General features: G+C 65.8%; 23 protein-coding genes. 6 read left to right on the top strand and 17 right to left on the bottom strand.

Annotation, left to right across the window (positions count from 1 at the left end; translation table 11 throughout):
• The first annotated feature begins 9 nt into the window (after positions 1-9).
• Positions 10-432 (top strand): DUF3035 domain-containing protein, encoded by a 423-nt coding sequence (locus AC0QC4_RS00555; protein WP_483657599.1) that lies wholly within the window; start codon positions 10-12, stop codon positions 430-432.
• A 33-nt stretch (positions 433-465) separates the two neighbouring features.
• Here AC0QC4_RS00555 and purT read toward each other — a convergent pair whose 3' ends face one another.
• From purT to AC0QC4_RS00535, 4 genes are all read right to left on the bottom strand, one after another.
• Positions 466-1641: a formate-dependent phosphoribosylglycinamide formyltransferase gene (gene purT, locus AC0QC4_RS00550; protein WP_483657598.1), complete on the bottom strand. Its 1176-nt coding sequence runs from the start codon at positions 1639-1641 to the stop codon at positions 466-468.
• Positions 1638-3563, bottom strand: a complete 1926-nt coding sequence (dxs, locus tag AC0QC4_RS00545; protein ID WP_483657597.1) for a 1-deoxy-D-xylulose-5-phosphate synthase — start codon at positions 3561-3563, stop codon at positions 1638-1640. Before dxs ends, purT begins: the two co-directional genes overlap by 4 nt.
• 81 nt (positions 3564-3644) lie before the next feature.
• Positions 3645-4100, bottom strand: a complete 456-nt coding sequence (locus AC0QC4_RS00540; protein WP_483657596.1) for a Fur family transcriptional regulator — start codon at positions 4098-4100, stop codon at positions 3645-3647.
• Between the two features lie 46 nt (positions 4101-4146).
• Complete coding sequence (locus AC0QC4_RS00535) at positions 4147-4536, bottom strand: MerC domain-containing protein (protein WP_483657595.1); 390 nt, start codon at positions 4534-4536, stop codon at positions 4147-4149.
• 31 nt (positions 4537-4567) lie between these two features.
• Between AC0QC4_RS00535 and AC0QC4_RS00530 the strand changes: the two genes are divergently transcribed.
• The 4 genes from AC0QC4_RS00530 (at position 4568) to AC0QC4_RS00515 (ending at position 7589) form a co-directional block, all read left to right on the top strand.
• Positions 4568-4699, top strand: coding sequence for a hypothetical protein (locus tag AC0QC4_RS00530; protein ID WP_483657594.1), 132 nt, complete (start codon positions 4568-4570; stop codon positions 4697-4699).
• A 77-nt stretch (positions 4700-4776) separates the two neighbouring features.
• Positions 4777-5661 (top strand): hypothetical protein, encoded by an 885-nt coding sequence (locus AC0QC4_RS00525; RefSeq protein ID WP_483657593.1) that lies wholly within the window; start codon positions 4777-4779, stop codon positions 5659-5661.
• Between the two features lie 180 nt (positions 5662-5841).
• Complete coding sequence (locus tag AC0QC4_RS00520) at positions 5842-6327, top strand: hypothetical protein (RefSeq protein ID WP_483657592.1); 486 nt, start codon at positions 5842-5844, stop codon at positions 6325-6327.
• 56 nt (positions 6328-6383) lie between these two features.
• Entirely contained in the window at positions 6384-7589 is a 1206-nt protein-coding gene (locus AC0QC4_RS00515) for a cupin domain-containing protein (RefSeq protein WP_483657591.1), read from the top strand.
• Between the two features lie 18 nt (positions 7590-7607).
• On the opposite strand, the gene nth is transcribed toward AC0QC4_RS00515, so the two are convergent.
• From nth to AC0QC4_RS00500, 3 genes are read right to left on the bottom strand one after another with little or no spacing between them, the layout of a single operon-like run.
• Complete coding sequence (gene nth / locus AC0QC4_RS00510; RefSeq protein WP_483657590.1) at positions 7608-8270, bottom strand: endonuclease III; 663 nt, start codon at positions 8268-8270, stop codon at positions 7608-7610.
• A 28-nt stretch (positions 8271-8298) separates the two neighbouring features.
• Positions 8299-8826 carry a hypothetical protein gene (locus tag AC0QC4_RS00505; protein ID WP_483657589.1) on the bottom strand — a complete coding sequence of 176 codons (528 nt, stop codon included), beginning with the start codon at positions 8824-8826 and terminating at the stop codon, positions 8299-8301.
• A complete protein-coding gene (locus AC0QC4_RS00500) occupies positions 8823-10049 on the bottom strand; it encodes a M48 family metallopeptidase (RefSeq protein ID WP_483657588.1) in 1227 nt (408 codons plus the stop codon). Before AC0QC4_RS00500 ends, AC0QC4_RS00505 begins: the two co-directional genes overlap by 4 nt.
• 445 nt (positions 10050-10494) lie before the next feature.
• Between AC0QC4_RS00500 and AC0QC4_RS00495 the strand changes: the two genes are divergently transcribed.
• Positions 10495-11862, top strand: a complete 1368-nt coding sequence (locus AC0QC4_RS00495; RefSeq protein WP_483657587.1) for a cytochrome P450 — start codon at positions 10495-10497, stop codon at positions 11860-11862.
• A gap of 33 nt (positions 11863-11895) precedes the next feature.
• Here AC0QC4_RS00495 and AC0QC4_RS00490 read toward each other — a convergent pair whose 3' ends face one another.
• From AC0QC4_RS00490 to AC0QC4_RS00445, 10 genes are all read right to left on the bottom strand, one after another.
• Positions 11896-12255 carry a HesB/IscA family protein gene (locus AC0QC4_RS00490; RefSeq protein ID WP_483657586.1) on the bottom strand — a complete coding sequence of 120 codons (360 nt, stop codon included), beginning with the start codon at positions 12253-12255 and terminating at the stop codon, positions 11896-11898.
• Positions 12255-12728, bottom strand: coding sequence for an SUF system Fe-S cluster assembly protein (locus AC0QC4_RS00485; protein WP_483657585.1), 474 nt, complete (start codon positions 12726-12728; stop codon positions 12255-12257). The genes AC0QC4_RS00490 and AC0QC4_RS00485 overlap by 1 nt, the downstream gene beginning before the upstream one ends.
• Entirely contained in the window at positions 12725-13903 is a 1179-nt protein-coding gene (locus tag AC0QC4_RS00480) for a cysteine desulfurase (RefSeq protein WP_483658629.1), read from the bottom strand. The genes AC0QC4_RS00485 and AC0QC4_RS00480 overlap by 4 nt, the downstream gene beginning before the upstream one ends.
• Before the next feature lie 140 nt (positions 13904-14043).
• Positions 14044-14832: a SufD family Fe-S cluster assembly protein gene (locus AC0QC4_RS00475; RefSeq protein WP_483657584.1), complete on the bottom strand. Its 789-nt coding sequence runs from the start codon at positions 14830-14832 to the stop codon at positions 14044-14046.
• Positions 14780-14995, bottom strand: coding sequence for a DUF7336 domain-containing protein (locus AC0QC4_RS00470; protein ID WP_483657583.1), 216 nt, complete (start codon positions 14993-14995; stop codon positions 14780-14782). Before AC0QC4_RS00470 ends, AC0QC4_RS00475 begins: the two co-directional genes overlap by 53 nt.
• Positions 14992-15825, bottom strand: a complete 834-nt coding sequence (gene sufC, locus AC0QC4_RS00465; protein ID WP_483657582.1) for a Fe-S cluster assembly ATPase SufC — start codon at positions 15823-15825, stop codon at positions 14992-14994. The genes AC0QC4_RS00470 and sufC overlap by 4 nt, the downstream gene beginning before the upstream one ends.
• Positions 15825-16337 (bottom strand): hypothetical protein, encoded by a 513-nt coding sequence (locus AC0QC4_RS00460; RefSeq protein ID WP_483657581.1) that lies wholly within the window; start codon positions 16335-16337, stop codon positions 15825-15827. Before AC0QC4_RS00460 ends, sufC begins: the two co-directional genes overlap by 1 nt.
• Positions 16338-17819: a Fe-S cluster assembly protein SufB gene (gene sufB, locus AC0QC4_RS00455; RefSeq protein ID WP_483657580.1), complete on the bottom strand. Its 1482-nt coding sequence runs from the start codon at positions 17817-17819 to the stop codon at positions 16338-16340.
• The gene (locus AC0QC4_RS00450) at positions 17816-18415 is read right to left on the bottom strand and encodes an RrF2 family transcriptional regulator (RefSeq protein WP_483657579.1); all 600 of its coding nucleotides are present in this window, start codon (positions 18413-18415) and stop codon (positions 17816-17818) included. The genes sufB and AC0QC4_RS00450 overlap by 4 nt, the downstream gene beginning before the upstream one ends.
• 73 nt (positions 18416-18488) lie before the next feature.
• Positions 18489-19319 carry an AraC family transcriptional regulator gene (locus AC0QC4_RS00445; protein ID WP_483657578.1) on the bottom strand — a complete coding sequence of 277 codons (831 nt, stop codon included), beginning with the start codon at positions 19317-19319 and terminating at the stop codon, positions 18489-18491.
• Positions 19320-19446 lie beyond the last annotated feature (127 nt).

The raw sequence follows: 19446 nt of genomic DNA, 5'->3' as shown, positions 1-19446 counted from the left end.
ACTAGAGATATGCGCAAGAGCCTCATCATCGCTGCCGCCGCTTCGGCGCTGACCCTGTCGGCCTGCGGATCGACCGGTCTGTTCGACCGCAACCGGCCGGACGAATTTGCCGTTAGCCGTGCGCCGGCGCTGGTCATTCCGCCCGACTTCGGCCTGACCCCGCCGGCCCCTGGTGCGCCTGCACCGACGGCGGAAACGGCGGCGGAGCAGACGCTGCGGGCCTTGTTCGGTGGCCCGGCGCCGCGCAGCCAGACCGAAATCTCGCTGCTCAACCGCGCCGGCAATGCGCGCGGCGAATATGGCATCCGCTCGTCGGTGGGCGATCCGCTGACAGCAGTCGTCGACAAGGGCACGGTGACGCGCGACATTCTGGCGGCGCCCAGTGGCGCTGGTCAGTTCGCGCAGGCGGTCGCTGGCAACACCGGCGGGTAACGGGTCACCGCATCCCCTGGCGGGGACGCGTCTTCAGCGATAGTCGATTGTGACCGCTCCAGCAGCGGCGCGCGCGCGGGCGCGCGCCTCGTCTGCCGTCACCCCCGTGGCGAGCGCGACCGCCATGCGCCGATAGGGCCGCGTCACCGGCTTGCCGAACACCCGTACATCGACCCGATTGTCGGCATCGCCCAGCGCCAGCGCTTCCGCGATGCCACCGATGGAGAAATCCTGCGCATCGCGATCCGCCAGTACCACGGCAGAGGCCGCCGCCGGGGCGCTCAGCGCGATGTCGGGGATCGGCAGGCCAAGGATGGCGCGAGCATGCAGATCGAACTCGGAAAGATGCTGGGATATCAACGTCACCATGCCGGTGTCGTGCGGGCGCGGCGAAAGTTCGGAAAAGATCACCTCGTCGCCAGCGACGAAGAATTCGACGCCGAACAGGCCGTAGCCGCCGAGATTGTCGACCACCTTGCGCGCCATATCCTGTGCGGCGGCGATATGCTCAGGGGCCATCGGCGTCGGCTGCCAGCTTTCCTGATAATCGCCACGCTCCTGCCGGTGGCCGATGGCCGGGCAGAAGCGCACGCCATCGCGAGTGCGGATGGTGAGCAAGGTGATCTCATAATCGAAGGCGATAAACTCCTCGACGATCACTCGCACGCGGTCCCCGCGCATCGCCGATACGGCATAGTCCCAGGCCGCCGCCATGTCCGCCGGTGTGCGCACCACGCTCTGGCCTTTGCCCGAGGACGACATGACCGGCTTCACCACACACGGGTAACCGATGTCTGCGCCGGCCGCCTCGGCCTCGGCCAGCGCCTCGGCATAGGTGTAGCGCGATGTCCGCACGCCCAGCTCCCGTGCCGCGACGTCACGTATGGCGTCGCGGTTCATGGTCAGCATGGTGGCGCGCGCTGAGGGGACGACGGTGAAGCCTTCGGCCTCCACCTCGCCCAGAATTTCGGTGCGTATCGCCTCGATCTCCGGCACGATCAGGTCGGGTCCGTGGCGATCGATGACACTGCGCAGGGCCGCGCCGTCGAGCATCGAGAAGACCTCGCAGGCATCGGCGACCTGCATCGCCGGAGCATGCGCGTAGCTGTCACAGGCGATAACCCGGCAGCCGAGCCGCTTGGCGGAGATGGTGAACTCGCGCCCGAGCTCGCCCGAGCCGAGCAGGACTATGGTGGCGGTGGGGGTCACGCCACCCCGGCCTCATTCACCCCCGCGTCGTTCCAGCGCAGCGCGCGCAGCACGGTTTCGACGATGTGCGGGGCGTTGAGGCCGGCTTCGTCATATTGCTTGTCCGGGCTGTTCTGGTCCTGGAAGACGTCCGGCAACCGCATCGTCCGCAGCTTGAGGCCAGCGTCGATGAGGCCGGCATCGCTGGCCATGGTCAGGACATGGGCGCCGAGGCCGCCGATGGCGTTCTCCTCGATGGTCACGCACACTTCGTGCGTGGTCAGCAGGCGGCGGATCAGATCCTCGTCGAGCGGCTTGGCGAAGCGCAGGTCGGCGACGGTGGTGCTGAGCCCCTTGGCGTCGAGCGCGTCGGCTGCCTTCAGTGCCTCGGCCAGACGGGTGCCGAGCGAGAGAATCGCGACCTTCTGGCCTTCGCGCACGATCCGGCCCTTGCCGATTTCCAGCCGTTCCGGGACGTCGGGCAGCGGCACGCCAATGCCGTTGCCGCGCGGGTAGCGGAAGGCGATAGGGCCGCTGTCATGGCAGGCCGCGGTGTAGGTCATGTGGACCAGTTCGGCTTCGTCTGCCGCCGCCATCACCACCATGTTGGGCAGGGTGGCGAGATAGGTGACGTCGAAGCTGCCCGCATGCGTGCTGCCATCCGCGCCGACCAGTCCGGCGCGGTCGATGGCAAAGCGCACGGGCAGGTTCTGGATGCACACATCATGCACCACCTGGTCATAGGCGCGCTGCAGGAAGGTCGAGTAGATTGCGGCGAAGGGGCGCATGCCTTGCGCGGCAAGACCTGCGGCAAAGGTGACGGCATGCTGCTCGGCGATGCCGACGTCGAAGGAACGGTCCGGGTGCGCCTTGGCAAATTTGTCGACGCCCGTGCCCGACGGCATGGCGGCGGTGATGGCGACGATGCGCTTGTCGGTTTCAGCCAGCTTGGCCAGCGTCTCGCCGAAGACATTCTGGTAAGCGGGCGGCCCCGGGGGTGCCTTCTGCTGCACGCCGGTGACCACGTCGAACTTCTGCACGCCGTGATATTTGTCGGCGGCCGCTTCGGCATAGGGGTAACCCTTGCCCTTTTCGGTGACGACATGGATCAGACACGGCCCCTCCGCGGCGTCGCGGACATTTTCGAGGACGGGGATCAGATGGTCGATATTGTGACCATCGATCGGGCCGACATAATAGAAGCCCAGCTCTTCGAACAACGTGCCGCCCATGGCCATGCCGCGGGCGAACTCGTCGGTCTTGCGCGCCGCCTTGTGGAGTGGCGAGGGCAGCTTGCGGGCCAGCTTTTTGAGGACGTCACGCACGCCGAGGAATTCGCGGCTGGAAACGAGCCGGGCCAGATAGGCGGAGAGGCCGCCCACCGGCGGGGCAATCGACATGTCATTGTCGTTGAGGATCACGATCAGCCGGTTGCCGGCCTCGGTGGCGTTGTTCATCGCCTCATAGGCCATACCCGCCGACATGCTGCCGTCGCCGATCACCGCGATGGCCTTGCCCGGTGCGCCGCTCAGCTTGTTGGCGATGGCAAAACCCAGCGCCGCGCTGATCGAAGTCGAGCTGTGGGCGGCACCGAACGGATCATATTCGGACTCGGCGCGCTTGGTGAAGCCGGACAGGCCGCCGCCCTGCCGCAGGGTGCGGATGCGGTCGCGCCGGCCGGTCAGGATCTTGTGCGGATAGCATTGGTGGCCGACATCCCACACCAGCCGGTCGCGGGGCGTATCGAACACATAGTGGATCGCTGCAGTCAACTCGACCACGCCCAGACCCGACCCTAGATGGCCACCGGTCACGCCGACCGCGGAAATCATCTCGGCCCGCAATTCGTCGGCCAGCTGGCGCAGTTGATCGGGGCGGAGGCGCTTGAGGTCGGCGGGGGTATCGACGGTATCGAGCAGCGGAGTCAGCGGGCGGTCAGTCATCCGACTGTAATTAGTGGTTGCGCGCGAAACTGTCGAACGGAAATGCGGTGCAGATGCCGTGCAGCGCTGCCGAGCGCTACCTCAGTCGCAGTCGGCGCAGATGCCGCGCACTTCGATCACCGGACGCGCCGGGGCAAAACCCGAGGCGCTGGCGGCGGCGCGCACATCTCCGGCGATGGCGTCATTGTCGATATGCGTCGTCTGGCCGCAATTGTCGCAGATCAGGAAGATGCAATCGTGCACGCAGCCCGGGTGACTGTTGGCGATGAAGGCGTTTGCGCTCTCCACCCGCCGCACCAGATTGTTGGCCACGAACAGATCGAGGATGCGATAGACGCTGTTGGGCGCGACGCGCTTGCCGCGGGCCTTGGAGACGACATCGGCAATGTCATAGGCGCTGGTCGGCTGCGCGCTGGCGGCGATGGCCGCGAAAATGTCCGCGCGCATCTCGGTCCATTGTTCGCCGGCGGTCTCCAGCGTCTGGCGCGCAGCTGCAGCCAGATCGGAGCCGGACTTGTGATGATGATGCTGGGCCATGGCGGAAATCTAGACCCGCTGGCAGGTCACGACAAGAGGGGCCGGATCAGCTGCGCGCCCGCGCGTTGAGGTCATGCCCGAGTGCGAGCACCATCACCCCGGCGAGGGTAGCGAGCAGTTCCATTTCGGTCGAGCTGCCATGCAGCGACAGCGCACCGGCCATCATGCCAAGACCGAAGCAGCCGACACCGAATGGCGCCAGATAGCCGTGCCGCCACACGCCCTGTCCGAGTGCAACCGCGCCGAGCAGCATGGCGATGACCAGACCGACCTCATGAATCCAGTGCGAGAACAGCACGCCGCCAAAGCTTGCCAGAGCCGTCACCACGATCGCGCTGGTCAGGCAGTGCGCCATGCACAGCGCCGACATCGCGATGCCGGCACGATCCAGCAGCGTGGCGCGACGGTCATCGAGGGCGGGACTGAAGGCGGGCAAGAAACGACTCCGTGGGGACTGGGCAAAGCCAATGGCACAAGCGGCGGCAGGTTACAACATTACATTGCCGATTTTCGACTCTGTACTGGGCTATCCGGCGGCGGCGATGGTTCATTCGGCCTTCATCCTGACTTTGACAAACAGCGAGGGCGCTGCAGAATGAAGGCGCGGGGGGTCGTGCCCTTGGCAGCTGACGGCAAATCTGCCGCTGCTGCGCGAATGTTACCCGTGGGGGGAGTCATGACGGACAATTCTCATATCAATCGCCGTTCGTTTCTCGGGCGAGTGATGGGCGGCGTCGCCATCGCTGGCAGCGCTTCCAGCCTGCTGTCGGCGAGCGAGGCCGCGGCGCAGAGCTGCAGCGACAGCGATACGGGCCGCTACAGCGACGGCATCGGCCGGGGGCGGCGGTGCGGACAGACCGGCATTACCGACAGCGATTCGCACGACAGGAGCGGCTATGGCCGCGGCGGCCGGCGCACCGGTGTGACCGACAGCGACCCCACCGACGGCTCGGGGCGCGGCCGTGGCTCCGGCTCCGGCGTGTCAGACAGCGACCCGACCGACGCGGGCGGGCGGGGCCGTACTGGCATCACCGACAATGACCCGACCGACGGCTCGGGGCGCGGCCGTGGCCGCCGCAGCGGTGTGACCGACAATGATCCGACCGATGGCTCCGGCCGCGGGCGGGGCTCCGGCTCTGGCGTGTCGGATAGCGATCCCACCGATGCCGGCGGACGCGGCCGGACCGGCGTCACCGATAACGACCCAACCGATGGTTCGGGGCGTGGCCGTGGCCGTGGCCGTACTGGCGTTACCGACAACGATCCGACAGACGGCTCCGGGCGCGGCCGTGGTGGACGTACCGGCGTGACCGATAGCGATCCCACCGATGGATCCGGTCGCGGGCGGGGAACCGGACGAACCGACAGCGATCCGACCGACCGGGGCGGTCGCGGGCGCGGATCGGGCAGCGGCTATACCGACAGCGACCCGACAGACGCGAGCGGGCGCGGCCGGTCCGGCACCACCGACAGCGACCCGACCGATGCCGGCGGTCGCGGACGTGGCGGGCGCTATGTCGACAGCGATCCGACCGATCCGGGCTCGTCCACGCGCTTCTGATCGGCTGCCGCCGTGGCAGTGCTCCTGTTCCCCTGTTCGTGGGGGGCGGGGCGTCGATGCGACGATGGCCTCGACAAAGGCACGTAATTGAAGCAGGATAGCTCCGATCAGGCAGCAGGTCGCACGCTAGCCTGGCGAAGTTTTCCCGTAACAGCGGGCGTTTTTGTGGGGGAAGTACACATGGATGATCAAACGCCGCTCAACCGGCGGTCATTTCTCGGCCGCGTGGTCGGCGGAGCTGTGCTGGCCGGTGGTGCGAGCGCGCTGGTCGCTGGCAGCGCCGCGCGCGCCCAGACGACGGACAGCGATCCGTCCGACGGCTATGGCCGTGGTCGTGGCAGCGGCACCGGTGCCACCGACAGCGATCCGACCGACGCTGGCGGCCGTGGCCGCAGCGGCGTGACCGACAGCGATCCGACCGATGGTTCGGGACGTGGCCGTGGCAGTGCTCGCCGCAGCGGCCCGACGGATAGCGACCCGACCGACGGCTCAGGCCGCGGGCGCGGCAGCGGCACCGGAACCAGCGACAGCGATCCGACCGACGCAGGCGGCCGTGGTCGCAGCGGCGTGACCGACAGCGACCCGACCGATGGTTCGGGCCGTGGCCGTGGGCGCCGGGCAAGCGACAGCGATCCCACCGACCCGGCGGCTGCCAGCCGCTTCTGACATGACGGGCGGGGCCGCATGCCCCGCCCGCCCATCTCCATTCTAGAGGCCCTTCGATGGCATTGGCCGACGCTTGGCGTGACGACCCGCTTTCCTTCCTGATCGGTACGGAGGCGGCCCGCACTTTCCTGTCCGACAGTTATGAAAAGCAGGCGGTAATCGCGTCCGCCCCGGCGTGCGGCCTCGCGGCGGACCGTTTCGCGGCGGTGCTGTCGATCGCGGAAGTCGACCGCATCGTCACTGGCACCGACCTCAGGACCGGCGATCTGCTGCTGGCCGACGCCTCGCTCGCCGACGGTATCGAGTCATCGGCCTATATCGACGATCAGGGTTATGTCGACCGCGGTGCCGTCGCCATGCGCTACCGGCAGGGCGCGACCGTCATTCTCAACCAGGCGCAACGCCTGATTCCGGCGCTCGGCCGGCTGTGCCAGGGCATCGAGCATGTCTTTTCCTGCCACGTGCAGACCAATCTCTATCTGACGCCGCCTGGATCGCAGGGTTTCCCCACCCATTTCGACAATCATGACGTGTTCGTCATTCAGTCGGAGGGCGAGAAGCTGTGGCGACTCTACGACATGCCCGTCGACATCCCCTATCGCGGCGAGCATTTTTCCCGGCATGTCCATGCCAAGGGGGAATTGCGCGACGAATTCGTGCTGAAGGCGGGGGACGTGGCCTATGTGCCGCGCGGCATGATGCACGATGCCGCAACCAGCGGCGATGCGCCGAGCCTGCACATCACCGTCGGCCTCATCACCCGCACCTGGGCCGACCTGCTGCTCGAAGCCGTGTCCGAAGTGGCGCTGCGCCAGCCGCTGTTCCGCCGCAGCCTGCCCGCAGGATATGCCCGCGCCGGGTTCGACCGCACCGAAGCGCGCGCCACGCTTGCCGAGCTCGGCCGGCTGCTGTCGAGCGACCTCAGGCTCGATCCGGCGATGGACCTGCTGGCCGATACCTTTGTGCGTGGCCGGGCAGCCATCAATTCGGGCGCCATCAGCCATGCTGCGCAGCCGATCGGCCCGACCGACCGCTTTTGCCTGGAACCGCTCGCGCCGTGGCGACGGTCGGACGAGGGAGGCGACGACGGGCGAGCGTGCCTGACGGTGCCGGGCAGCGACTTGTGGTTCACGGCGGAGAGCAAGGCCGCGCTTACCCGGGCCCTCGATGCAACGCCGTTCCTGCTGAGCGATCTTGCCTTCGACCATGCCGAAGCGCTGGTCCGCCGCCTGCTTGCGTACGGACTGGTGCGGCGCTGCTAGGCATGACCCGAGTTCGCCTCAGCTTGCCGCGCGGCGGCCGGCTGGCGGCTCCATAACTTTGGCTTTGAAGCGGCATTGCGCCACCACCGGGCAGTGCCAGCATTCTGGCGTCCGCGCTTTGCAGGTGTAGCGGCCGAGCAGGATCAGCCAGTGGTGCGCATGCACGCGGAACGGGGCAGGGACGCGCTTGTCGAGCCCCTTTTCGACCGCGGTGACTGTCTTGCCCGGTGCAAGACCGGTGCGATTGCTGACCCGGAAGACATGGGTGTCGACGGCGAACGTCTCCGCGCCGAAGGCGCAGTTCATCACGACATTGGCCGTCTTGCGGCCGACGCCGGGCAGCGCCTCGAGCGCGTCGCGATCCGCCGGCACCTCTCCGCCATGATTGGCAATCAGCGCTTCGGACAGACCGATGACATTCTTTGCCTTGTCCCTGAACAGGCCGATGGTCTTGATATGCGCTTCCAGCGCCTCCCGCCCCAGCGCGACCATCTGTTCGGGGTGTGTCACCTCTTCGAACAGACGCCGCGTCGCCTTGTTGACGCCAACGTCGGTCGCCTGTGCGGAGAGCACGACAGCGACCAGCAACTGGTAAGTGTTGCCGAACGCGAGTTCGGTTTCCGGGTGCGGGTTGGCCTCGGCGAGGATTCGGAAGAATTCGAAGCGTTGCGCAGCGTTCATGGCGCCGCTTCCTGCCGCGCGCTGCGCCCTAGCGCAACCACCGCGCCATCGCCGGATAGGCGGGCAGGTGCGAAGGGGCGCGGGAAGAGGGATCGGCCGTCATGCCGTACCAGGCGAGCATGGGCACGCCGATGTAGCGCCCGGCCTCGAAATTCTCGGCGAGGCTGGCGGCCCCGCCACGATAGCCCGCTTGATGGAACAGGTCACCCGCCGCGACTCCGCATGCCCGCGCCGCCGCCCAGGACCAGGCTATGGCGGCCATCTCCTCGCCGGGGTCGGCCCCTACATCGCACAGGCTTGGTCGCAGTTCCGGGTGGGTGACGGCCACATGCCCGGCCTCATGCAGCAGATCGCCCGGCCAGGCGGGGCAGTCGGAATCGACCAGCAGCACGCCCTTCTCGATGATCATGCCCGGCACGAAGGCGCGACCGGTGATCGGCGCCACCTCTACGCCAATGCCGATCGCATCGAGGAATGCGATGATGCGCGCCGCCACTTCCGCGCCGCCCCCGGCCACATGCCATGCACAGGCGGTGCGCGCCTGTGCCGCGCTCACTGTCCGGTCGTCTCGGCCGCAGGCCCGCGCATGTGCGGGCCGTCCGTATCGGCGGGCGGGGCGGGGGGCGACGGATGCGCCGCTTTCCATTCCATCGCCCGGCGAACCCGCGTCTCGACCGACGGATGGCTGTAGAAAATGAATTCCTGCACCGGATTCGGCCGGGGGTAGCGGTACTCCGCGGTCTTTACCAACGCTCCGGCAAGCGCGTCGGGCAGATTGACCGTCCGCAACGAGTAAGCATCTGCCTCACTCTCGGAAATGCGGGTCAGGCTGTTTGTGATCGGCAAGACCAGCAGGCCGAGCACCGTCACGATGGCCAGCATTACCGGCAGGCCCACGGCATCGCCCAGCGCTGCGTTGCTCCCCATCCAGCGCGCGACGCGCGGGTAAAGCCGGTCGGCAAGAAAGAACAGCAGCACCGCAAGGACGCTGAACAGGATGACGCTGCGCCAGACGTGACCCAGCACATAATGGCCGACTTCATGACCGGTCACCGCCTTGACCTCGTCGAGGCTGGCCCGACCCAGCGCCACGTCGGAAATGGCAATGCGCGCCGATCCGAGCACGCCCGAGACGTTGGCGGTGAAATTGTTCGACTGTCGCGACCCGTCATAGACGAACAGACGATCGTGCGGAATGCCGGCCTCGTCGGCCATTTCCAGCAGCGCAGTGCGCACCGGGCCTTCGGGCACCGGCTTATATTCGTTGAACAGGGGTTCGATAACGATCGGCGCGGCGAGCAAGAGCGCCGAAATGGCGGTGGCCGCCAGCCCGCCCGACCACAGCCACCAGGCCCGCCCGCTGCGGCGGATCAGGGCATAGAGCCCGAGGAAAAACAGGCTGCCGAGCACCGCTGAGATGACGATGGAGATACCGCCCTGCAGCAGATAGTCGCTGAGTGGCTGATCGCTGCGACCATAGGCGGCCTCGCGCCACCATCCTTCGTAAATGTTCCAGGGAAGCGTGATCAGCGGCAGCACCAGCAGGAACGACATGGCGACCAGCCAGGTCCGCAGAGCAAATCCCCGCCGCGACAGGCGTGCCGCCATCCGCTCGAGCATGCCCGAGCGCACCACCAGCCAGCATGCGCCAACACTGACCAGCGTGCTCCACAGCAGCAGCCAGTGGCCGCCGCTGGTATAGGCGGCGGCCTTGGCCAGCGCCTCCGGACCCAGGGAATCGATATAAGCGGCGGTTGCGCGGGCGGGATCGAAGGCCATGAGCAGGCAATCTCCTGTTTCGTTACGGTGTAGTCGCGGCCACAGGCACAACGCAATGCTTTTGGGCGCATATGAGAAAGGGCCGCCGGGGCAGCCCCGACGACCCTTTCACATGGGTCAGCGAACGGTAGGTTGCCCTGCCGGACCGCTCAGGCGCGCCTGATATGCTCAGTCGCGCGCGATCCGAAAGAACCTGACCGATCTCCTAGCTGAACCATGAGACATCGGATCACCTCCTTTCGCTGTTTGAATTGGGACATCGTGCACACTCCCTGTTCGTTGCGGCACAGGGGCAAGGTGAATCATCGTAAATGCTGGTGCAAGCACTAATTTGGCCAAATCAGGCGCGCGCCAAAAATAATTGCAACGCGCCGCGCCGCTAATTAACCCGGCTGTCAACAGGCCCCGCCAGAAGGGCAGGCCACGGCTGTCCCCGGAGAGAAGAATGAACGCGCTCGCCCATACATTCGAAGCCAATCCGCACTGGTTGCCGCGCAATCCGCCGTCGGCGCTCGATCATATTCCGGGCGAGGATGGCTGGCCGCTGGTCGGCAACACCATCAAGATGCTGCGTGACCCGGTCGCGTTCGGCCATGCGATGGTCGGGCGATATGGCCTCGTCTATCGCAACAAGGCATTCGGCGGCCGTTCGGTCGCGCTGGTGGGGCCGGAAGCGAACGAGCTGGTGCTGTTCGACCGCGACAAGATCTTCAGCTCGGAGCAGGGCTGGGGTCCGGTGCTCAACCTCTTGTTCCCGCGCGGACTGATGCTGATGGATTTCGAAAAGCATCGGGCCGACCGAAAGACGCTGTCGGTGGCGTTCAAGCCGGAACCGATGAGACTTTATGCCGAGGCGTTGAATGCCGGCATCGCTGCGCAGCTGGGCGGCTGGCAGGGAGATCTGCTCTTCTACCCCAGGATCAAGCAGCTGACGCTCGATCTCGCGGCGACCAGCTTTCTCGGCATCCCGTGGGGGCCGGACGCGCAGCGGATCAACAAGGCGTTCGTCGACATGGTGCAGGCCAGCATCGGCGTGGTGCGCCGTCCGCTGCCCGGCACGGCGATGGGCCGCGGCGTCGCCGGACGCAAATTCCTGGTCGATTATTTCACCCCGATGGTGCCGGTGCGCCGCGCCAGCGACGGGCAGGACATTTTCACCCAATTCTGTCAGGCCAAGGACGAAGCGGGCGAGTATCTGCCGGTCGACGCCATCGTCGATCATATGAACTTTCTGATGATGGCGGCGCATGACACTATCACCAGCTCGCTGACGTCGATGGTGTGGCTGCTGGCCAAGAACCCCGAATGGCAGGAGCGGCTGCGCGAGGAGATGATCGCGGTGTCGCCGCCGGGCGAGGGGCTGGGGCACAATGCGCTGGGCGACCTGCCGCTGACCGACATGGCCTTCAAGGAGAGCCTGCGCCTGATCCCGCCCGTGCCGAGCATCCCGCGCCGCGCGCTGAAGGATTTCGAATTCGGCGGATACAGGATTCCGGCTGGCACCAGCGTCGGCATCAACCCCGCTTACACCCACTTCATGCCGGAGTATTGGCCGGAGCCCGAGAAATTCGATCCGATGCGGTTTACGCCTGAAGCGGTGCGCGAGCGGCACAAATATGCCTGGGTGCCGTTCGGTGGCGGTGCCCACATGTGCCTGGGGCTGCACTTTGCCTACATGCAGGCGAAGATCTTCCTCCACCATGCACTGACCCGCAACCGGATCAGCGTGGCGGAAGGCTATGCACCCGACTGGCAGATGTGGCCTATCCCGCAGCCGAAGGACGGGCTCAAGGTGCGGTTCGAGCGGCTGTGACGACACCTCTCCCTGAGGGGGAGAGGTGCATGCTCACACCGTAAAGCTCTCGCCACACCCGCACGCACCCTTGGCATTGGGATTGTTGAAGACGAAGCCGGCGGTGAAGTCATCCTCCACCCAGTCCATGGTGCTGCCGATTAGATAGAGGATTGAGCCGCCGTCGACGAAGAAGGTGCCGCCGGGCGTTTCGATGCGCTCGTCGAAGCCGATGGCTTCGCTGACATAGTCGACCGAATAGGCGAGGCCCGAGCAGCCGCGGCGCGGGGTGGAGAGCTTCACGCCGATGGCGTCGGCGGGAGCCTGTGCCATCAGCTTGGCGATACGCGCCTCGGCCGATGGCGTCAGGGTGATCGCGGCGGAGCGCGTGCGGGTTTTGGTGTCGGTTGTCATCACAGCATCCCCAGTTCCAACCGCGCCTCGTCGGTCATATTGCCTGGGCTCCACGGTGGATCCCAGACGAGATTGACGTCGACCATGCCCACGCCGGGGACGGAGCCGACGCGCAGTTCCACCTCTCCGGGCATCGATTCCGCCACCGGGCAGTGCGGGGTGGTCAGCGTCATGGTGACGGCGACATGATTGTCCTCGCCCACCTCGACGCCATAGATCAGGCCGAGATCGTAGATGTTGACCGGAATTTCCGGGTCGTAGATTTCCTTCAGCGCGTCGATGACGGCGGCCTGCAGGTCACTGCCCGGAGCAGACGCAGGGACTTCGGCTGGCTTTTCCGAAAGGAAGCCGGCCAGATAGTCGCGCTTGCGCTCCAGCTTTTCGCTTGGCGATTCGACAAAAGCATCCTCCACCCGCGCACGCGGCGGCGGGGCAACGCTCTCGACTACTTCGGTCCTGATTGGCTCACTCATCCGAATATCGTCCTTACCCGGGCGAGGCCGCGCAGCAGCGCATCGACATCGCCTTCGTCATTATACACACCGAAACTCGCGCGCACTGTCGCCGGCACACCCAGAGCGTCCATCAGCGGCTGGGCGCAATGATGGCCGGCGCGCACCGCGACGCCGCTCTCATCCAAGATAGTGCCGACATCATGCGGATGCACTCCCTCGACCACGAAGCTGACGATCCCAGCCGCATCGTCCGGCCCGAGCAAGCGTATGCTGTTGATCGCTGCCAGTGCATCACGGCAGGCGCCAACCAGATGCGCCTCATGCGCAGCGATGGCGTCCATGCCGATGTTCTCGACAAAATCGATTGCGGCGTGGAGCGCCAGCGCCTCGACAATCGCCGGGGTGCCCGCCTCGAACCGCGCGGGCGGTGGGGCGTAGGTGGTGCGTTCGAACGTCACCCGGTCGATCATCGCGCCGCCGCCGTGCCATGGCGGCATCTGGCCGAGGATTTCGGGGCGCGCCCACAGCACGCCGATGCCGGTCGGGCCGTAGAGCTTGTGGCCCGAGAAGGTGTAGAAGTCGCAATCCAGCGCCGCCATGTCGAGCGCCATGCGCGGGGCGGCCTGGCAGCCATCAAGCAGCAGTTTCGCTCCGACGCGATGCGCCAGCGCGGCGGCACGGGGGGCGTCGAGCACCGAACCAAGCACGTTGGAGACGTGGGCGAAGGCGACCAGCTTGTGCCGGTCGGTCAGCATCGCCTCTGCCGCGTCGAGATCGATGCGGCCGTCGGCGGTGAGCGGGCAGACATCGATATGCGCGCCGACGCGCTCCGCCAACATCTGCCACGGCACGATATTGCTGTGATGCTCGAGGGTGGACAGCAGGATGCGGTCGCCCGCGCCGATATTGGCCTGACCCCATGTGTTGGCGACCAGATTGATCGCTTCGGTTGCGCCGCGCACGAAGACGATTTCGTCAGGCTGGGCATGGATGAAGCGGGCGACGCGGCGGCGCGCGGCCTCGTACGCCAGCGTCATGTCCGCCGAGCGGGCATAGACGCCGCGGTGCACGGTGGCGTAATCGGCGCCCATTGCGCGGACGGTGGCGTCTATCACCGACTGCGGCTTCTGCGCTGTGGCGGCGGTGTCGAGATAGTGCCATTCGGCCGGGATGCCGGGGAAGAGGAACCTTATCTCCCTCTCCCCTTCAGGGGAGAGGGTCGGGGAGAGGGGCAGAGCGGCGAGGTCAGCACCTACGCTCGCTACGCTTCGCTCTGCCCCCTCTCCCAACCCTCTCCCCTGAAGGGGAGAGGGCTTTTGGATCGCCTGCTCACTCACAGCATCGCCTCCAGCAATTCGACCGCGCGCGCCTCAAGCCGTTCCCGCGCGTCGCCGGCTTCGGCAAAGGCATCGGCCAAAAAGGCCTGCAACATCAGCCGTTTGGCTGTCGCGGGGGCAATTCCGCGGGCGGCGAGGTAGAAAAGGCTCATCGCGTCGAGTTCCCCCACCGTCGCACCATGCGCGCATTTCACGTCGTCGGCGTAGATTTCGAGCTGGGGCACGGCATTCGCGGTGGCGCCGCGGTCCAGCAGCATCGCCTTGACCGATTGCTCGGCGTCGGTCGCTTGCGCATGGCGCGCGACGTGCACGTGCCCGAGGAAGCTGCCGGTCGCGGTGCCGGCGAGGACCGAGCGCACCGTCTGGTTGCTCGTCGCGCCAGGCTCGGCATGGTCGACGGCGGTGACGATTTCGAGCGTCTGCGCGGCTTGCCCAAGGATCGCGCCGCCGATCTCGACGTGCGCGCCGGTGGACAGGCGAGCGGAGATTTCGACACGGCCATAATCCATGCCCGCGACCAGTACGAACAGCTCCAGCCTTGCGCTTGTCCCGAGTTCGGCGTCGATACGGACGATGCCGCTCGCTGGCAGTGCGTCAATGATGCGGATGTGGGTTTCACCGGCCGGAATGGCGATGCGCTCGGGTGTGGCGACGTCGGGCCAGACGCGGGCGACCGCGTCATGGTCGCTGTAGCGCCAGGCTTCGTCACGGCGGGTGGGGAGGGCCAGAGTCTCAGCCACGAACAAAGCCTTCCAGCCAGTAATCTTTATCGATCGCGTACGCATCAATCTCGAACCCGGCGAGATGATCGCAGAAACCAGGCTGTTCCTTGACGCGATCGATCGCCGCAGCGGCCGCATCGTTAGACGAATAAACACCGATCAATTTGGCGTCGTCCTTGTGCGTGTCGTCCTCGCGAACGTGCCATAGAAGGTGTACAGTAGTCACGCCGCCACCGCCTCATAGCCATGTTCTTCCAGCTCCAGCGCCAGTTCCGGGCCGCCGCTGCGGACGATGCGGCCACCGGCGAGGACATGCACGAAATCCGGCCGCACGATGTCGAGCAGGCGCTGGTAGTGGGTGATCAGCAGCACGGCTTTGTCGGGCTTGCGCATGATCGTATTGATGCCTTCCCCCACCACGCGCAGCGCGTCGATGTCGAGACCGCTGTCGGTCTCGTCGAGGATCGACAGCGCCGGGTCGATGATGCCCATCTGCACCATCTCGTTGCGCTTCTTCTCGCCGCCTGAAAAACCGACGTTGACCGGGCGCTTGAGCATGTCCATGTCCATGGACAGCAGCGCCGCCTTCTCGCGGGCCAGCTTCAGGAACTCGGCGCCCGACAACGCCGCCTCACCCCGCGCCCCGCGCTGCGCGTTCACCGCCTCGCGCAGGAATTGCAGGTTGGAGACGCCGGGGATTTCGACGGGATATTGAAAGCCGAGGAACAGTCCGGCAGCGGCGCGCTCGTGCGGGTCTAGCGCGAGGAGGTCGATAGCCTCCCCTTCGTCACCCCTGGCTTGACCCGGGGTCCCGCTGTCATCCGCAATCACGCGGGACCCCGGCTCAAGGCCGGGGTGACGGGGTGCGGTGAACGTAACCGTCCCCTCCGTCACCTCATAGCCCGGCCGCCCGGCCAGCACATAGCCCAGCGTCGATTTGCCCGCGCCGTTCGGCCCCATGATCGCATGGATTTCGCCCGCGTTGATGCTGAGCGAAAGGCCTTTCAGGATCGGCTTGTCCGCGACGGTGGCGTGGAGATTTTCAATTTTGAGCATTATAAAACTCGTTGGTTTTTGAGGACTGTTGCTTGTTCGACTTGATACTGAACAGCTTTGGTCAGCCGCTGCGCGGTCTCGTCCTTGGACAAGATATCGTCGGCCGAAACCCGGTCTAGAGGGGCCCACAAGCGAGCATTGGACGCCGCGACAATAGCATGATGCACTTCAGCGCAAGCGAGGCCATTGGGCCATGAATAACATGCCTCAATGAGCAGATCGCCAAATTCGGTCTCAATCCGATTGATCTCGAATTCCAAGTTTTGTTGCGGCGCCACTCGGCCAAGTATGCGGGCAATATACTCCGCCTTTGAGCGAACGCTTTCTCGGGAAAAATGCAGCGTCGATGCTTCCCCATCGCGGATAGCTGACAGAACACCGAACTCGCGACCGGGCCATAAGTCAGCTTCATCCAGTCTCGTGCCGTAGCCAAGGGTCGCCAAGCTGGCGTTTACGTCTTTGACGTTCGGGATATTTTCTGCCTTGCAGATGAAATAGATAGGAGCGGACATCTACCCCACGCTCCCCTCAAGGCTAATCCCCAGCAATTTCTGCGCTTCCACCGCAAACTCCATCGGCAGTTGCTGCAGCACCTCTTTCGCGAAACCGTTGACGATCAGCGCCACCGCTTTCTCCTGCCCCAGGCCGCGCGCCATCGCGTAGAAGAGCTGGTCGTCGGAAATCTTCGACGTGGTCGCTTCATGCTCGATCTGCGCTGAAGGGTTCTTCACCTCGATATAGGGCACGGTGTGCGCGCCGCACTGGTCGCCCAGCAGCAGGGAGTCGCACTGGGTGAAGTTGCGCGCGCCCTCGGCATTAGGGGAGACGCGCACCAGACCGCGATAGGTGTTGTCCGACCGCCCCGCCGAAATCCCCTTCGACACGATGGTCGATTTGGTGCGCTTGCCATTGTGGATCATCTTGGTGCCGGTGTCGGCCTGTTGCCGGTTGTTGGTCACCGCGACCGAATAAAATTCGCCGACGCTGTCGTCGCCGTTGAGCACGCAGGACGGATATTTCCACGTCACCGCGCTGCCGGTTTCGACCTGGGTCCAGCTCACCTTGCTGCGCTTGCCCTGACACAGCGCGCGCTTGGTGACGAAATTATAGATGCCGCCCTTGCCCTCGGCATCGCCGGGGTACCAGTTCTGCACTGTGCTGTACTTGATCTCGGCATCGTCGAGCGCGACCAGCTCGACCACCGCGGCGTGGAGCTGGTTCTCGTCGCGCATCGGGGCGGTGCAGCCTTCGAGATAAGAGACGTGCGATCCCTTGTCGGCGACGATCAGCGTGCGTTCGAACTGGCCGGTGTTCTCGGCATTGATGCGGAAATAGGTGGAAAGCTCCATCGGGCACCGCACGCCTTCGGGAATGTAGACGAAGGTGCCGTCGGAGAAGACTGCGCAATTGAGCGCGGCGAAATAATTGTCGTGCATCGGCACGACCTTGCCCAGCCACTTGCGGACGAGATCGGGATACTCCCGGATCGCCTCGCTGATCGAGCGGAAGATGACGCCGGCCTTCTCCAGCTCGGCGCGGAAGGTGGTGGCAACGCTGACGCTGTCGAACACCGCATCGACCGCGACCTTGCGCGCGCCCTCTACCCCGGCGAGCATCTTCTGCTCCTCGATGGGGATGCCGAGCTTTTCGTAGACGCGCAGGATTTCGGGATCGACCTCGTCGAGGCTGGCCAGCTTGGGCTTGGCCTTGGGCGCGGCGTAATAATAGGCGTCCTGATAATCGATCGGTGCGATCTGCAGATGCGCCCAGTCGGGCTGTTCCATCGTCAGCCAGTGGCGATAGGCCTTCAGCCGCCAGTCGAGCATCCATTCGGGCTCGTTCTTCTTGGCCGAAATGAAGCGGACGGTATCTTCGCTGAGGCCCTTGGGCGCGAATTCCTGCTCGATGTCGCTCGAGAAACCCCATTCATAGGTTTCGAGGCGCTTGGCCGCGTCGCGCGCGGCCTGATCCTTGATTTCGACGGTGTCGGTCATGCGATATACTCCCTCTCCCCTCTGGGGAGAGGGTTGGGGAGAGGGGCAGTCGCCGCGCTCGCGAACATCACGCTCGCTGCGGTTCGCTCTGTCCCCTCTCCCAACCCTCTCCCCAAAAGCGGAGGGGGCTTGATTAGACTCGCCAAACTGATCGCTCCCAGCGCTCCGCGCACCGCGCCATTGACCACGGCCCAGTGCGGCTGGACGCGGCAGCTGCCTTCCAGCGCGCAATCGGTGCGGCTGTGATCGACACAGGCGGTAAGCGCAATCGGCCCTTCGACCGCTTCGATAATGTCGGCAACGCTGATGGCGGCAGCCGGGCGGGCGAGTTTGACGCCGCCGCCGGCACCGCGCACCGACTGCAGCAGCTTGGCGCGGACCAGCGCGTGCACCAGCTTTTGCGCGGTCGCGAGCGGCAGACCGGTTTCCTGCGCCAGGGTGGCGGCGCTGGTGCGCGTGGTCCTTTTGATGCCGTTCGCGTCAAGCGCTCTCTGTCCGCAGTGGCGGGCTGCCGCGCACATCAGCACCACGGCATAATCGGCAAGGTTGGACAGGCGCATCGGGCGGGACTCGGCAAATAGGAACGGATCGGTCAACAATTGCCATATGGCACGTCGCGGCCGGTGCTTCAACCCGGCGCTGGGGCGGTGCTGGCTGCGGCGCGCGGCCTTATGCGTCGGACACCAGCGGGCCGACCTGCCCGGCCAGCGCCTTGCGACCGGTGGAAATTTCGGTGAGCAGATGCGATTCGCGCTTTCTGATCTGCTGCGGCGTCAGCCCGGCGAAGCGCTTGACCTCGCGGATCAGGTGCGACTGGTCGTAGAAGCTGTCGGCCAGCTCGTCGATATCGTCGCCGCGCGCGAGGGCGGCGGCCGCGCGCAGGGCGCGGTATTTGCGCGCCAGCGTCTTGGGCGGCAGGCCGTAATAGCGCTTGGTCAGCCGTTCGAGCTGGCGCATCGACAGGCCGGTCGCGGCGACGAGGGCATCGATCTGCGGATCGGGCACGCTGCACAGCCAGGCATCGACCTGCCGGGTGAAGGCCAGTTGCTGCTGATCGGTGGTTTCGGTCGCTGTTTCGAGGAAGGCGCAGATCAGGCGGAACCGCTCGTCCGTGTCGCTGGCCGCGGCCACCGCGGCAGCGAGCTGGACCGCGCATTCGCCGAACAGCGTGCGGCCGCAGACCGCGCGGTCGATCCAGCGTTCGGCATCGGGCCCGGCGATCGACACCCACGCCGGCGGCAGCAGCCCGGCGCCGACGCAATGCATCGGCCCGGTGCCGACACCGCGCACCGGCCCGCTGGTCGGCCCGAGGATGATGACCGGGCCGGACGGATCGACCTGCCCGTTGGCGAACTCATAGCGGCCATTGCCGGAGATGAGGATGCGGAACTGCGGACGGTCCGCGCGTTCGAGCTCATTGTAGCTGGGGCTGTCCTGCACCAGTTCGTAGAGCGAGGAAATCCTGTCGCCCAGCGACGCGGGCGGCGGACTGTAGCGCATGGAAACCGGTGCTGACACGACCCTTGACCCTGACCTGCGACGACCTCTTTCAGCGAAACCCGGTGTTTCACCGGTGATTTCAAGGCCGTGCGACCAGCCCCCCGAGATCGGACTATGCAGTTTTGTA

Source organism: Sphingomonas sp. jy18 (assembly GCF_056931895.1).
This window is presented reverse-complemented; position numbering and strand designations above follow the sequence as displayed.

Bases quoted from the DNA above. Each gene is read 5' to 3' on its own strand.
- nth (WP_483657590.1), bottom strand. From the start codon at position 8,270: ATGAACGCTGCGCAACGCTTCGAATTCTTCCGAATCCTCGCCGAGGCC.
- AC0QC4_RS00525 (WP_483657593.1), top strand. From the start codon at position 4,777: ATGACGGACAATTCTCATATCAATCGCCGTTCGTTTCTCGGGCGAGTG.
- AC0QC4_RS00540 (WP_483657596.1), bottom strand. From the start codon at position 4,100: ATGGCCCAGCATCATCATCACAAGTCCGGCTCCGATCTGGCTGCAGCT.
- AC0QC4_RS00515 (WP_483657591.1), top strand. From the start codon at position 6,384: ATGGCATTGGCCGACGCTTGGCGTGACGACCCGCTTTCCTTCCTGATC.
- AC0QC4_RS00490 (WP_483657586.1), bottom strand. From the start codon at position 12,255: ATGACAACCGACACCAAAACCCGCACGCGCTCCGCCGCGATCACCCTG.
- dxs (WP_483657597.1), bottom strand. From the start codon at position 3,563: ATGACTGACCGCCCGCTGACTCCGCTGCTCGATACCGTCGATACCCCC.
- AC0QC4_RS00500 (WP_483657588.1), bottom strand. From the start codon at position 10,049: ATGGCCTTCGATCCCGCCCGCGCAACCGCCGCTTATATCGATTCCCTG.
- AC0QC4_RS00555 (WP_483657599.1), top strand. From the start codon at position 10: ATGCGCAAGAGCCTCATCATCGCTGCCGCCGCTTCGGCGCTGACCCTG.
- AC0QC4_RS00485 (WP_483657585.1), bottom strand. From the start codon at position 12,728: ATGAGTGAGCCAATCAGGACCGAAGTAGTCGAGAGCGTTGCCCCGCCG.
- AC0QC4_RS00495 (WP_483657587.1), top strand. From the start codon at position 10,495: ATGAACGCGCTCGCCCATACATTCGAAGCCAATCCGCACTGGTTGCCG.
- sufC (WP_483657582.1), bottom strand. From the start codon at position 15,825: ATGCTCAAAATTGAAAATCTCCACGCCACCGTCGCGGACAAGCCGATC.
- AC0QC4_RS00475 (WP_483657584.1), bottom strand. From the start codon at position 14,832: ATGCGTACGCGATCGATAAAGATTACTGGCTGGAAGGCTTTGTTCGTG.
- AC0QC4_RS00460 (WP_483657581.1), bottom strand. From the start codon at position 16,337: ATGTCCGCTCCTATCTATTTCATCTGCAAGGCAGAAAATATCCCGAAC.
- sufB (WP_483657580.1), bottom strand. From the start codon at position 17,819: ATGACCGACACCGTCGAAATCAAGGATCAGGCCGCGCGCGACGCGGCC.
- AC0QC4_RS00445 (WP_483657578.1), bottom strand. From the start codon at position 19,319: ATGCGCTACAGTCCGCCGCCCGCGTCGCTGGGCGACAGGATTTCCTCG.
- AC0QC4_RS00530 (WP_483657594.1), top strand. From the start codon at position 4,568: ATGGCACAAGCGGCGGCAGGTTACAACATTACATTGCCGATTTTCGAC.
- AC0QC4_RS00520 (WP_483657592.1), top strand. From the start codon at position 5,842: ATGGATGATCAAACGCCGCTCAACCGGCGGTCATTTCTCGGCCGCGTG.